Origin of the sequence: Providencia sp. PROV024 (genome assembly GCF_032709665.1) — a bacterium.
GTDB lineage: Bacteria > Pseudomonadota > Gammaproteobacteria > Enterobacterales > Enterobacteriaceae > Providencia > Providencia huashanensis.
The window spans coordinates 3,976,679-3,991,359 of the sequence record NZ_CP120545.1 but is presented as its reverse complement, the minus strand read 5'-3'; the positions used below and the strand labels follow the sequence as shown (position 1 = coordinate 3,991,359).

The window sequence follows — 14,681 nt, the reverse complement described above, 5'->3', positions numbered from 1 at the left end:
TGGTAGGGGTATGTTCAATCCTGAACCACCGCAATATTTGATTAAACCTCTTTGTGTAATAAATGAAAGCTAATGTTGCCATTAATTAAGTAAAAACGAGCCACCGATGGTGGCCCGGGAACAAAGATTTAATCTTCGAATCGTTTTTCAATACCTAATCGTTTTAATGTCAGTATTAAAAGACCGCCAATAAAGGCAACGAGCGCGATAAAGTACAACCCAGCTCGCGCAGATTCAAACGTCGTTTCTGCCCAGACTCTTAAGTTTGGTGCCACAAAACCGCCTAAGTTGCCTACGGAGTTAATTAAGGCAATACCGGATGCCGCAGCGGTTCCACCTAAGTAAGCCGATGGGAAGCTCCAGTACAGAGGTTGCATCGCTAAGTGACCTGCTGCTGCCACACACAGTGCAATAATGGCAATGACTGGAATGCTATCGAACAAGCCGGATACAGCAATCCCCGCAGCCCCTAACATAAAGGTAATCGCAGCCACTTTACGACGCTCTTTTAGGCGTTCAGAAATGCGCGGGACATAGTAAACTGCGATAGCCGCACACAGAGGTGGAATTGCCGTCACGAAGCCGACTAATATTCCAACTTTACTGCCTAATAGCGTCCCGATTTGGGTTGGCAGGAAGAAATAAATACCGTAACCACATACTTGAACAGTGAACCAAATTAAGCATAAATAGAGAACTCGCATATCTAATAGCGCACTTAAAGCGCCTTTTGGACTATGCCCTGCTTTGGCATTTTCTTCTGTGGCTAATTTAGCGGAAAGCGCACTTTTTTCTTCTGCTGTCAGCCATTTTGCTTTTTCTGGACGGTCATCAAGGTAGAAAAATACCCAAATCCCGACGAGAGAGGCGAGTAACCCCTCGACAACAAACATTAGCTGCCAGCCATATAAACCGAATGCGAATGATGAGCCTTCTAGTGCGAGTAATGAACCGGATAATGGTCCTCCAATAATAAAGGCTAATGGTGCACCAAATAAAAAATAGCCAGTGACACGGGCACGAATATTTTGTGGGAACCAGAAAGTTAAATACAGAATAACCCCTGGAAAGAAGCCCGCTTCACTCACGCCTAATAAGAAACGCAAGACAATAAAGGTAGTTTCATCGTGAGCGAACATCATTGCCGCTGAAACTAACCCCCATGTGACCATAATGCGTGATAGCCATACACGTGCACCTATACGGTACAGTAAGATATTGCTTGGTACTTCAAATAGTGCATAACCAATAAAAAAGATCCCTGCACCGAATGCATAGGCGGCGTCACTTAACCCTGTTGTTAATTGAAATTCTTGCTTTGCAAAACCGATATTTGAACGGTCTAAATACGCTAATATGAACATTAATACCACCATGGGTATTATTTTTCGTATTGCTTTGCTGGTAGCCGATGATAAATGATCAGTATTGGTGGACATGGTTCACCCCAGTTTTGTAAGGTAATGATGTTATCTATTCATTTTTATTACGTGTTTAGCCCACCGCTGAGTTATCAGCAGGGTAGAGTATAGAGCTAATGAATAAGTAACTTAAAATGAATAATTCTTGTTATTTATTTCCCTTTCTCGTGGTGTTAGTGATGAAATAGCGAAAAAGGGAATTATTATTATTTCACGTTAAATTTAGCCAATGCTTCCGGTTTTAACGTCGTACCGGCTCCCGGAGCCGTTGGGGTGGTATAAACACCATCAATGACTTCAACTGGGTCAACAAAGCAATCCAATGTCCATGGAATAAATTCCAGTAATGAACAGGCTGGATGTGCCATGACTAAGTGCAATTGTGCTTGCATCATATCGCCATGGTGCGGTGTTACTGGTAAGTTAAATGCCATACCTAAATCCGCAATTTCCCATACTGCAGTTAAACCACCACAACGGGTTGCATCTGGTTGTAGGTAATCAACCGCGCCAGCAAGGACAAATTCTTTAAATGAATCATTGTGATACAGTAATTCACCTAACGCGATTGGTGTATCCATGTAAGCTGCTAGCTGCTTGTGACTTGCCACGTCATCGTGCCACAGTGGCTCTTCAAACCATTTAATGTTGAAATCATTTAAACGGTGGCCATATTGTTTGGCGATGCTGATATCCCATTTACCGTTAGCATCGACCATTAGGTCAATATCATCGCCAATTGCATGGCGAACGGCTTCGATTCTTTGTAAATCTTCACGTGGATCTGGCTTGCCAATTTTCATTTTGATCGCTTTAAAACCTTCTTCGAAGATCATTTTTTTACAATCATCAACGAGATCGTCTTGGCTACGAACCAGCCAACCGCAGTCAGTATTATAAGCGTTCACTTTATTGTGTTTTGAACCGCCAAACAGTTGCCATAGTGGCTGATCGGCAGCTTTCGCTTTGAGATCCCACAAGGCAATATCAATGGCAGAGATAGCCATTTGCATCAAGCCACCACGGCCTACCCAAATATTGGTCGAACTACGAGTGAGCTTACGATGTAAATAACGTACTTCAGTTGGGTCTTCACCCAGCAGCATGGGGCCAAAAACATCTTCAATGATGGTGGTAATTAAACGATCTGTAGTGATATCCGCATGTGTTCCTGTATGACCATAACCGACTAACCCACATTCAGTTTTGATCATGACACCCGGCATTCCCCAATGGGTAATGCTATGCGTCGAATCACCAATTAGATCATTAGTGACCGGAACGTGCATGATAAAGGTACTAATTTCTTTTATTTTCATTGTTATTCCCAGGTGTTGAAAGGTGGTTGATTGCCAATCTAACAGTGGGAAATGGAATTAACTGTCAAATGATTTACAGATCGTACCTTGAAAACGTTTTTTACTGATAAACATGAGCTAGATCTCTTTATTTTGTATGATACATCAAGGTTAAATCACCTAATTGGTATAATAACTTTCGTAAGAAATAAACACTGATTAAAATGAGTATTGGGGCTAAGCTGTAAGGGGGGGGTAGCTGCTTGATAAAGAGAGTGAGGTAACAGGGGGGCGACCTTTCAATAAAAATTTTTCATGGGGTATAGGGTTAATTCTTCAGTAGGTTTAGAATAATTAATGCAAACTTTGTTGGTAATGGATAAAAAATGTGTAAACAATTACTTGTTTTATTTTTAGTCTTATTCATAAATTCTATTTCCCCATCTTTAGCCACAGTTGTTGAGCATAATACGCAGGATTGGCGGTTAGCCGATATTCCCCCTAAACTAATCCAAACCCAAAAAACAGAAATTATTTTTTCAAGGGTCGCGGGTGAAATGCGTGCGGTGGCTGAACTTAACCATAATCATGGGTTCTATGCTTATAACTCTTCAGGGGATTATAGCGCGATGCAATTTGGTAATGATTATGCGTTTGTAAAGGCAACAGCACTTGCGAATAAACCCCCTCGTTATATTCCAGATATTGATAGGTTAAATGACTTACAAAAACCCGTTTATGATTATCTAATCACACGGCAAAAAACGCCTGTTTATCAATCAGCTGATAGCAGTGGCCGGCAAATTGCCTCTTTATGGGCAAACTTACGTTATCCGGTCGTCGCTAGAATGATAAAAACCGATAAAATAGGTACAAAGACAGCTTGGCTGACAATTCGCTTAGGTGACAGACTAGGGTATGTTCATCTGGATGATGTTGCGTTGGATAAAGGTATTCCAATCTTAACTTATCACCATATTTTACAAGATAGTGAAAATAAACTGTTTCGTGAAACATCGACAGCCACTTCAGTGGAAGCATTCAGTGAACAAATGAATTACCTCAAGCAAGCGGGTTATCAAACCCTTTCTTTGCAGGATGTGGAAGATTATTTGAATAAATCAGCTAACTTGCCCGGCAAAGCCGTGGTATTGACGTTCGATGATGGTTTGAAATCCGTATACCGTTATGCGTTACCGATTTTAAGGCAAAATCATCAGCAAGCAACTTTGTTTGTTATTTCTTCAAGGGTCAAAACTCATCCAGAAAAGTGGTCTGCAGATTCGTTACAGTTTATGAGCAAACAAGAAATAAAAGATAGCCAAGATGTATTTAATATTCAATCACACACGCACTTTTTACATCGTTTGGATAACCATAACTCACCGATTATTTTTAGCCGTAAACAACACACGGCCATGTTGGATTTTAAACGCTCAATGAGGCTACTTAGCCATTTTGAGCCAGAGCAGCGCTATTTAGCCTACCCCTTTGGTGGCTATAACCAATCTGCAATGGATGCCGCAAAAGAAGCGGGCTTACACCTAGCTTTGACGACAATTCAAGGGAAAGTGAAGCTAGGGGATAACCCATATGCTTTAAAACGCTTGTATGCATTTCGTACCGATCCCCTCGACAAATTTTCTCAGATGGTTGGGAATAGCGAACAGAATGTGGTTAATCAAAATATTATTATCGACAGGTGATATCCCGTTTAATGCACTGAATTCCTTTTTATCGGTATTCAGTGCATATCGGCTTGTTTGCCAGTTCCCATTTCCTTTAAGAACCGCTGCTGGTAGATAAACAGTTCCTTGGCATTGATACAGTGATATTCCATTGAGAACTGCTTTGCCGTTTGTTCGATGATCTTTGCAAGGGCAGGGTAGTGGCGGTGATTCCAGTTGGGAAACAAATGATGAGTTAAGTGCAAGTTTAAACCACCTAGCCAATAGGTGAGCCAACGAGGCGTGGTATGCCAATCATAAGTGGTTGAAAATGTATGTGTATAAAACCCGTGGGGCATATTACCTTCTTGGGGTGGGGTGTAGAAGGTTGCCTTTGCCCAGTGTGTGCCGAGTATCAAAACAACAAATATGAGTGATGCAAACATTTGGCTAAGCAAATAAGTGAGCAGCAATGTACCTAAGCTGATATCACTAACAACTAAGATAGGGATAATAATAGCGATAAACAGATGGAGAAATTTTGCCAATAAAAAGGTACTAAGCCCTTTCTGCCCTTGATGGCGCATATGTGGGGCGACTCTCGTGAAGTGAAACCTATCTAACCAATCAAAAAACCAGATCAACGCCGGAAATGTCATGGCTGCAACCAAGGGCCAGTACAGATGTTGCGCCCGCATAAAAGGGTACCAGCGTTGGTATGGGGTCTGCCGTAGCACAAAATTTTCTTCAATATCTAGGTCATAGTGACGAATATTCGTGTGGGCGTGATGAAAAATAATGTGTCTAACACGCCAACACTCAGGGTCTAGGCCAAGTGGGATAGTGACCCAGAAATTAAGCCAATAGTTGGCTTTCCCATGTTTAAAAATCGCATTATGGGAGGCATCGTGGACCAAATTAATCGCCAACAACAGGGCAAAACAGATAAAGAGCGGATAAAAAGTGAAAAAAGCCCATTGCGCATTCGCGCACAAGGCTACGATGTAACTGCCGAAACAGCACAATACTAAAACTAGGCTTTTTAAATAGAAGCGTAGATCTGCAAAACGGTGATCTGAACGGTCTTTTAAATACTGCATAGCAGCATTGTTTAATGCTTTTTGAAAAGCCTGATCATGGCGATGTTGATAACCTAATGGTCTTAGTGGCTCATTAGACATTGAGCACCTGCACTGGTTTACGACCAATGCCAATGAGCATCAGCAAACTATGTAACCACAGCGCACTGGTCGAAATTATCCAAAATGGGCTTGTCCATTGCCAAATAAATAGAATACAAATAAGTAATAAGCAGGCTATAAAAAACCAGCTTATTAAGCCACTTTTACGGCCATCAGATATCCCTGATAGGGCAATAGTTCCCAGTGCTAATAAAACAAATAAAATGACTTGTTGCAGTGTTGTACCTTGATAACCGTAGCCGTATAGGTAGACATAACCAATTACTAATATAAATAGCAGAAGTGTTCCTATCACAAGAGCAAATTGGTTAGTGCGAAATAACGGTGATGGTTTTTGGGTTGTCTGCCGGCGGCGATTAATAATTTTCCAAAAAGGTAAATTGCTATCAATAAATGGGTTCTCGGATGCTGGTGCACCCTTGATACCAAAATGGTGCTCTGTTTCTGGTAGCTTGGAAAAAGTGCCAAATAGCTTATCCCAAAAAATAAAACTACCTGCAAAATTACGGTTTGAGTAGTGCCCTTCCTTTACATGATGAACTCGGTGATGCTGTGGTGTCACCATAAACTTTTCTAACCAACCAAGGCGTGGGATCAACGCGCTATGGTTAAAAAATTGGATGGTATAGTGCAAAATGGAAACAGTAATAAAGACTTCTAAAGGCACCCCGATAAGAGCCAATAACATAAAAAATGGGATTGAGGTTAGAGATGAATACCATGAATTACGTACACCTAATGATAGGTTGTAGTGTTCTCCTTGGTGATGTACTACATGTACTGCCCATAATAGGCGGTAAGTATGGTGTAAGCGATGCAGCCAGTAAAAGCCAAAGTCCCACGCTAAAATAGCAAATATCCAAATTAAAGCTGTTGGCCAGTTTTCAACAAGGTTGAATGAGTAGTGTGTAACGACAAAGCCATAACAAAAAAGCTCTAACCCTCTAAATAGCCACAACATAATATGACCAGAGTTCAGGTTAAAAACCAATTCCTGCCAACTTACCGACCCCTTTTGTGTTTTGGCGATCACTAAGCCTTCAACAATGACGACCGCTAACATAAAAATAATCGGAAAGGTTAATTCATTCATGAGCGTTTTCTCTCTAAGCCGTATTTTGCCATGTGGACAACCAACAGCGCTCCACAAGCGGTTACTGCTCCAGTGATAACATCAATAAATAAGTGGCGTTTTAGTACCAACACAGACACACAAATGGCTGCGGCCCATAAAAAGTACAACAGTGTTCGAAATTTATATTTTACCGACCATAATGCATTCAGTACGACAAGAGTCAATGAGACATGTAGAGAAGGTAATAAATTTTGAGGGCTATCAATCTTGATTAAAGCGGATAAAGCGTGAGCCGAAAATGAGGTTAAATCATAATCGTAATATTGCATTGTGGTTGGATACAGTAAATAAACAGCGCCAGAGACTAAGGCACATAATTGCATAGCAAACATTAATGACCGAGTTCGTTCTATTGGGCTGCAAAAATAGCCTAATGGGATAAACAAAAAGAAGGATAGATAAAACCAAACCGCACTAGGGGAGAACGGCACCGCGCTATCAACCGCACTTGGAGCCAGTAGATGGACATTATCTGTATTTTGACCAGTATAACTATACACAATGCCGACTGTTCCCCAGCCGATTAAACAATATAACGCCCTAATGAATAACGTTTTAATATTCATTGCTCTTCCTTTCGAATAATCCGGCGTTTTTTAATAGAGAGAGCTTGTTGAATTGGCTCAGATGATAATTGCCAACGTAACTGAGTGATATCGACTTGCTGACGAGTGAAATAGTTTTCGAGTTGCTGTTGGCAATCATTTAATTCAAGCTGTGTACATTCCGCTTGTAAAATTAATAACTGGCCTTGCTGGGTCAACCGAAAGTCAGCGGTAAGGGGTATGCTATTGGCAATGACTCGGGCGCAGGGGTCTGCAAAGATAGTCACCGTATTCCCTTTTTGGTCGGGGAGTTGGAGTAAGTCATCACAACGGCCTTCGATACGTTCAATCGCTAATTCAGGGGAACCGCAGGGGCAAGGTGTTTTTTTCACAACTAAAACATCATCGAGTTGATAACGGACAATCGGCTGAGTTTTCCGCGTGAAATCAGTGATAATCGGAGAGAATCGTTCATCATCGATCCAGTTAGGTTCAATATGAATAAAGGCTTCATTTAAATGTAGAGTTCCATGCGAACAAGTACAGCCTAAAAAACCTTCAGTGGCTTGGTAGACCTCACCAACACTCGGGAAGCAGTTCTGTAATTTTTGTTTATCATGTTGTTCAAGCACTTCCGCCACTGAAATGACTTTTTGTACTTTTAATTGAATTTGTTGGCGGCTAATCGCTTGGGCAATAGCGCACAGCACTTGAGCTGGGGCAACAATAATAGAAGGTTGATATCTTTCTAGTTCGATTAATTGTTGTTGAAAATCCGCGAAAAGGTCATAAAAACGCAGGGATATCCAGCGGTTATTGACGCTTTCATACAGGTTATTATTGGCTCTAAGAAATAACGCAATACGCTCACCGTTGAACAGCCCACTCGGTAACATTTTGGCTAACATACTGCCAGACCAGATATTTTGCTCCTCAGGGCTAACAACAAAAAGGCCGCGGCGACCTGATGTCCCAGAGGATAACCCAACACTATATTTCCCTACTTTAGGGGCAAAATCGCGAGATTGCTCACTTTTTTGTGCACAATCGAGTAATGTTTGGCGAGAAAGCCCTGCGGTATTCATCGTATCAAAATGACTCATCATGATGTGTTTATTCATGATGGGAAAATCATGGAGTGGTTGATGAATATACGGGGAAAAATAGCGGCTATTAGCCAATGTTTTTTGCTTGAATTGTGTTAGGCGCTTTTGCTGATAGGCTTCAAGTTGTTCACGGTTTTCAAATTTTAGACGGCGTGCTCGCCAATAGTGCCAAAGCATGGAAAAGATCACTGCAATTCACCCTCGTGACAAAGTTGGATGACAATATTTTGCTTATCAATTTCATGTAATTTATTCAGCGTTTCATAATACGCTTGCTTATCATCCATGATGATATTAGCAATCGCCATTGGCCCACGTAATTGTTTATAGTTGGTTGGTGACCACGCGGCATCCCCCGCAAGGAGCACCCAACCTGTATTCGTTAAAACGCATAAACCAATATGACCTGCTGCATGACCAGGAAGCGGTACAATTAATAAGGTCTTTTTCTTATTTACGGCGTAACCTTCGCCTAATATTTGCAATTCATGAGGCAAAGAAACACGCTCAAACCCTTCATAAAACACAGTGCGTTGTTCAAAATCATCGGGTAATAACCCGCTGACAAAGGCATTTTTTAAGGCGGCAAAACCAGTTAAGTGACGTGTTTTTGCCCACCCATCACCAGAGCAAATAATGGGGATCTCAGGGAAGTCACGTAGCCCTGCGATATGGTCACCATGAAAGTGAGACAAAATAACGGCATTAATATCTGCGGGTTTTATTCCATCATCAGCCAGTTGATTAACTAATGCCTGTTTACTGTCGAAGTAAACTGGGGTAATGGCTCGATATAACCGCATAATTCCGTGGCGAGTATGATCATAAAAATGCGTCGCATAACCAGTATCAAATAACCAACGTTGGTTTTCATCGTTAATTAACCATGCTCTGGCAGGAAATTTACAGGATTTAAAGCTCGCACCTTTAAGGGCAACGCAACCTGGGTGTGTGCAATACCCCACTTCATACTGGTGGATGGTTAACATAAATTCTCCTGCTGTTTTAACCATTTCGCCGTTAATTTGACCCCTTGTTGCATCGTATATAAAGGGTAATAACCGAGTTCTTGTTGTGCTTTTTGGTTATCAAGTGTCATGGTGAAATAGGCGGCTCCAAGGCTATAACGCGTCAGTAAGGGTTCTTTTCCTGTTATATAGCCAATCGCTTCTAAAAGAGTTGCCAGACCATACAGTAATGGGTAAGGCGCAGAACGAATTTCACACTTTAAATTCAATTCACTAAACAATTGTTGAAGCGTTTGCTTTAGCGCTTGAGGCTGTTGATTAGTGATATTGTAGGCAGCTCCACTTTTAAGTCCATTTTTAACAGTCGCTAATTGCATACTGTGAACCACATTTCCCACATAAGTGAGGTCGAAATGGTTATTTCCCCCATTAGGTAATATCAATTTACCTTGGCATGATTTTATTTGTGCTAATAACCTCGGTAAAAGTACACGGTCATGAGGTCCAAATAACCCCCTTGGACGTAAAATAGTGTAGCGTGTTGTTGGAAACTGGCTCACACACTGTTCGATAACGGTTTCTGCTAAATATTTTGTTCTTGCATATTGATTGGCAAAATGGGTATTAACCGTCGATTCACTAATATCTTGCTGGTGTGTGAAATTGAAATAAATTGCAGGGGTAGAAATATGAATAAAGCGCGAAACGTTAGCTTCACCAGCGGCAGTTGCTAAGGTTTGAGTCGCATGTATATTTGTTTTTTCAAAGTCTTGGCGCTTTCCCCAAGGCGAAGAAAGTGCGGCACAGTGCCATATTGCATCACAGCCGGCCATTAGTTTTTTGGCATCTTGCTGGGTTAAATCGGCCAATTCTACTGAAATAAATTTAGCACCCATTTGGCTCAGTTGTTGACCTGCTTGTTGATTACGACCACAAGCAATGACTTCAATCCCCCTTTGCAGTAAATATTCGCTAGCATTGCGTCCTAGCCCACTGGTTGCGCCGGTGACTAATATTTTCACGGGATAAGTACCATTGCACATAGTGCTAATCCTGCTGCTGTTCCGATTAACATTGCACTTTGCTTTTCATAAAACCGACCGCTAATAATCGCCTCATGTAATGCTGAGGGGATAGATGCTGCGACTTGGTTACCACGATATCGATAGATATCAATCAATTGGTCTGTTGTTACCCCGACACGTTGGCGCATATGCTCTAACGATAAATGACTAGCTTGGTGTGGAATAACTGTCTCTATTTGCTTGAGTTGTAAGCCTGATTCATGAAAAACCTGTTGCATAAAGTCTTCAATTAAAGAGGAGGCTAAGCGGAATAGTTTTTTACCTTGCATATGGAAAAGGAAATCATCCTCAGTCATACCTGAACGCGGATTACGCCTTGTACCGCCAGCTCGGATTTCACAAAAATCAATGCCAGCAGTATAAGTTGTATGGGTATAAGAAATAATACCGCTAGTTCCATCGCCTTTTTCAACGATCACACAAGCTGCACCATCCCCAAAAATCAATGATGATTCCTTGTCCTGCCAATCAATTCCCCGTGAAGCAATATCTGCAGAGACGATAGCAATTCGCTGATAAGCACTGGTTGCGAGTAAGCCCGCGGCAACTTGTAATGCGGTAATAAAACTAATACAACTGGCATTGACATCAAAGCATGCAATGCCTTCCCTTAAGTTTGATTGCTCTAGGATATGCGCTGCGGAGCAGGGTAACGCCTGAACAGGGATAGCAGAGGCATTTATTAGCATATCAATACTTTGAGGATTGATATGACTAGCGTCCAGTGTGTTTTGGATCGCCTGAGCTGCCAGCTCGGCTTGCGAATCAGTATTACTGGCATGATAGCGGTATTCAATGCCTGAATGTTTTTCAACAAACCCTATCGATTTATTGAGTTTTTCATCAAGCATTGAAGAAAAAATTTTATTCTTAGGCAGTGCTACACCAGAAGCTATGATTTTAAGTGGGGTGATTAAGCTATTACCAGACATATAAAGTAGTGCCTATCTAACAAAGATGGGGGTAATAAATATCAGAGTTCTACCATTTAATATATAGGAATTACGGAGTTATTGTTATCGGTAAACTCTTTATGAACCTCGTCAATTAGCGCGTAAATAACTGTTTGCCATGCTTTAGGTAATGACGATTGCCAAACAACGTCAATTTGCCATTGGGCTTGCTTGTGATGTTGAATAGGAATAAAGCAGATATCTTCCCGGCTAATATGCCTCGCACTGTATGGAACAAGGCTTACGCCTACTTTAGCGGCAACCAATGCAATAAGAGTCTGAATATCATTAGCTTCCTGCAATGGGGTAATTTTAACCCCCTCAGATTGCAGGTAGCGCTGAATTTGCTGATATAGACCTAAACCGCGTTGAGCCCGCAATGTAAGTAATGGATATTGCGCTAAGTAGTCATTTATTGTGTTTTTCTTCTGATGACCTTGGGCTATAGCAAGAGCGAGTACTTCCTGTTTTAATTTCTGGCTTGTAAGTGTTTTTGTAGCGGCTGTATCAAGGTGGCGAGTAAAGGCAATATGCAGTTGATGTTCTTGAAGCTGTTTTTCCATTTCATGGGAGGGCATATCATCTAGTTGAATCGCAATATTAGGTAATTTTTCACGAAGCCGTGCAACAAAAAAAGAAGCTTCCTGAAAAGTTGAAATCCCAAAGCCGACATTTAAGGACAATGGTGGTTTTTCTCCAAGAGCGATAGCTTGGTTAAGCAACTCCATTATTTGGTTAATAGCTTGTTTTGCATAAGGTAATAATGCTTGGCCCGATTCGGTGAGTACAGCACCGTGGCGACCACGCTGAAATAATATTATACCTAATTGGTTTTCTAATAATTTTATTTGCTTTGTTAAAGCCGGTTGGCTAATACAGAGGCGTGACGCGGCTTCACGATAGTTTGCCGTATCAGCGAGGGTAATAAATGCACGAAGAAGCCGAGTATCCATTATGGTTTGCTGCACACCTCTTAGTTGAAATGTATTAACTCTATAATATCCACCTTATTAATAAGATACTATAGAGTTTCCGGTCTTATGGTTTAGTGCTTTTACTTGGGTTAGGCACTGAAGGTGGTGTCTGGCAAGCAAAACGAACACGACGAATATCCGTTTCATTGCCTATTGTTTCATTGATCATTCGGTAAAGTTCTGGCCGTCTTCCCGTTAGCCAACGTCGACCACTTGATGTTGGCAGTAAGTTGAGGTCAAGATCCGCAATGACCATATCATCGTCAATGGCTAAGCTTTCGTTGATAATCCGCCCATAAGGGTCAATTATCATCGCATTTCCAGTACGAATTTCATCATCATCTAAACCTACGCCATTACTGAATAGGTAAAACACACCGTTATCATGGGCTCTAGCAGGTAGCCAGCGCATCAGCCATCCACGCCCATGTTCCCCTTGAAATGCATCAAATAATGCTTGTGGGTTATTTTGCCTATTTTCCCAAAGGTTCAGGTCGAGTGGTTTCATTCCATATGGGCTACTTGAATGAGTTCCTCCTGTTTGATGGGGAGCAAGAATAATATCAGCACCTAGCAGTGCGTTGGTCCGCGGGTTTTCTATCAAATTATTATCCCAGCAAATTAAGATCCCCACTTTAACCCCCCATGGGGTATCGAATACCGTATAGCTATCTCCACTATGGATAACGGGGTGTTCAAAGGCATGTAATTTTCGATGAGCATGGTATTGCCCATCCGGCATGCAGGCAACCCAAGTATTGTAGCATTGCCCATCTAAGCCTCTTTCAATTAACCCGACACCGATGAGCATATCTAATTCTTTAGCCCGCTGGCGGATTAGGGACAATGATGGGCTATCGTGTAGTGTTTCACTGAGCGCATAAACGGCAGGAGCAGCTAGTTTAGGAACATGCCAGTAACCAGTTATGCACATTTCAGGCAAAACAAGTATTTTTACTTTTTGTTTTGCGGCTTGGGTAATGAAATGGTGAATACGCTCTAGGTTATAAGCTTTGTCGCCAGGTTTATGTTCGAATTGCACTGTTGCAACGCGAAGTAATGATTGTGTTTGCATAGAATCTCCTTGGTTAAGGAGATCAAAGCAGGTTATTCGCACAAAAAATAATGAGTTATTTTCTTGTTCAATTACTATTTGTTATCGGAAGGGTGTCCTTAGTTGTTATCAAATATATATATCGATAAATAAATATTTTTAAATATATTATTTCGCATAGTATTCAAAAAAAGACTTTTCTTGGTGTTGATATCTTTATAGCGTTATTGATCTTAGTTTAACCCATTGACTAATATATTTTCTGCCAAGCTATGAATTTTATAAATAAACGATGAAAGTGATAGCTATTCTAAGTATTGACTCACTGAATTTCCCCTAAAATGCTTTGAGGAGCAGCCATATTCTGTGTTTTATGAATGGTTTTTACTGTTTAAGAGATATCTTACAAGAATAAACATCGATTTTATGCACTTTTTACCAGCTAAGGTGATAATTATTATGTTTTATTTTTGTTAAATTGTTTTTTTATAGCTCTTTTGGCAATAATATTTCTTATTTTGTTACATTTGGAAATAAATATAACCGATTGTTATTTAAAGGTTATTTTTTCAATATTAATTTATTAAATCTAAAAAATGGGGTATTTAACTATTTGATAATAGTATTACTCGCTAAATGAGAATTACACAGTTTTTATGAGTCAAAAATAGATGTTTTAACCTATTCTCTGATTTTTTATCTTTCGCACTCTTAATGGGAGTATGGAAAATTGACTATCAATTCCATTATAAAAAATGATAAAAATAAAAATACCACTGACAATGGTTTTTTTAAAATAAACTAAAACAATGTAAAAAATAAATTAATTTATAATTTTTTTATATAAAAATACTTATTAATCAATGGCTATATTATTAAATACCTAAAAATCATCTGAAACTATCAAGTAAGGTTACTTGAGTCTCATTTTTATATATTACCATCATGGGTTGTAATATAGTCTAATTTTACTTAAATCAACGTGTTAGGATTATAAATATCATATGAATAATAAGGTGAAGTTGTATTATTTAGGTGATTTTCTTTTTAGTGATAAAGCTAAATTTAAATGAACAAATATTGATAGGTTTTACTGACTTGAATTGATTAAATTGATCGTTAGAAACAGTTTTACTTTTATATATTGAAATTTATAATTAACTCAAATTACGAGTTTTAATTAATTTATTCTATTTTAATTTGCATTTGTAAGTACAAATTTTATTATACTAAAGGTTTTTGATCTGTTATATAGTTTAGCCGTTTAATATTT

The 14,681-nt window shown here is 40.0% G+C and carries 12 protein-coding genes; 1 reads left to right on the top strand and 11 read right to left on the bottom strand.

Translation table 11 applies throughout. The features are described 5' to 3' along the window. Positions 1 to 128: 128 nt before the first annotated feature. Together P3L56_RS18440 and P3L56_RS18435 are read right to left on the bottom strand one after the other, a co-directional pair. Entirely contained in the window at positions 129 to 1,439 is a 1,311-nt protein-coding gene (locus P3L56_RS18440; RefSeq protein WP_042845500.1) for an MFS transporter, read from the bottom strand. A 188-nt stretch (positions 1,440 to 1,627) separates the two neighbouring features. After that, on the bottom strand, positions 1,628 to 2,740 hold the full coding sequence (locus P3L56_RS18435; protein WP_048605999.1) for a mandelate racemase/muconate lactonizing enzyme family protein: 1,113 nt from the start codon (positions 2,738 to 2,740) through the stop codon (positions 1,628 to 1,630). A 365-nt stretch (positions 2,741 to 3,105) separates the two neighbouring features. Between P3L56_RS18435 and P3L56_RS18430 the strand changes: the two genes are divergently transcribed. Next, complete coding sequence (locus P3L56_RS18430; protein WP_042845498.1) at positions 3,106 to 4,425, top strand: polysaccharide deacetylase family protein; 1,320 nt, start codon at positions 3,106 to 3,108, stop codon at positions 4,423 to 4,425. A gap of 38 nt (positions 4,426 to 4,463) precedes the next feature. On the opposite strand, the gene P3L56_RS18425 is transcribed toward P3L56_RS18430, so the two are convergent. From P3L56_RS18425 to P3L56_RS18385, 9 genes are all read right to left on the bottom strand, one after another. Next, positions 4,464 to 5,567 (bottom strand): fatty acid desaturase family protein, encoded by a 1,104-nt coding sequence (locus P3L56_RS18425; protein WP_048606001.1) that lies wholly within the window; start codon positions 5,565 to 5,567, stop codon positions 4,464 to 4,466. Further along, complete coding sequence (locus P3L56_RS18420) at positions 5,560 to 6,681, bottom strand: sterol desaturase family protein (protein WP_210831807.1); 1,122 nt, start codon at positions 6,679 to 6,681, stop codon at positions 5,560 to 5,562. Before P3L56_RS18420 ends, P3L56_RS18425 begins: the two co-directional genes overlap by 8 nt. Beyond that, entirely contained in the window at positions 6,678 to 7,289 is a 612-nt protein-coding gene (locus P3L56_RS18415) for a phosphatase PAP2 family protein (RefSeq protein ID WP_131680118.1), read from the bottom strand. Before P3L56_RS18415 ends, P3L56_RS18420 begins: the two co-directional genes overlap by 4 nt. Further along, positions 7,286 to 8,551: a F390 synthetase-related protein gene (locus P3L56_RS18410; protein ID WP_131680218.1), complete on the bottom strand. Its 1,266-nt coding sequence runs from the start codon at positions 8,549 to 8,551 to the stop codon at positions 7,286 to 7,288. Before P3L56_RS18410 ends, P3L56_RS18415 begins: the two co-directional genes overlap by 4 nt. Positions 8,552 to 8,559: 8 nt before the next feature. Continuing rightward, positions 8,560 to 9,363: an MBL fold metallo-hydrolase gene (locus P3L56_RS18405; protein ID WP_210831806.1), complete on the bottom strand. Its 804-nt coding sequence runs from the start codon at positions 9,361 to 9,363 to the stop codon at positions 8,560 to 8,562. Then, positions 9,357 to 10,364: an NAD-dependent epimerase/dehydratase family protein gene (locus tag P3L56_RS18400; protein WP_210831808.1), complete on the bottom strand. Its 1,008-nt coding sequence runs from the start codon at positions 10,362 to 10,364 to the stop codon at positions 9,357 to 9,359. Before P3L56_RS18400 ends, P3L56_RS18405 begins: the two co-directional genes overlap by 7 nt. Next, positions 10,361 to 11,359 carry a 3-oxoacyl-[acyl-carrier-protein] synthase III C-terminal domain-containing protein gene (locus P3L56_RS18395; RefSeq protein WP_042845492.1) on the bottom strand — a complete coding sequence of 333 codons (999 nt, stop codon included), beginning with the start codon at positions 11,357 to 11,359 and terminating at the stop codon, positions 10,361 to 10,363. The genes P3L56_RS18400 and P3L56_RS18395 overlap by 4 nt, the downstream gene beginning before the upstream one ends. Positions 11,360 to 11,415: 56 nt before the next feature. Next, positions 11,416 to 12,333 carry a LysR family transcriptional regulator gene (locus P3L56_RS18390; protein WP_166696478.1) on the bottom strand — a complete coding sequence of 306 codons (918 nt, stop codon included), beginning with the start codon at positions 12,331 to 12,333 and terminating at the stop codon, positions 11,416 to 11,418. Positions 12,334 to 12,418: 85 nt separating this feature from the next. Further along, a complete protein-coding gene (locus tag P3L56_RS18385; protein WP_210831805.1) occupies positions 12,419 to 13,429 on the bottom strand; it encodes a nitrilase family protein in 1,011 nt (336 codons plus the stop codon). Between the last annotated feature and the right edge of the window lie 1,252 nt (positions 13,430 to 14,681).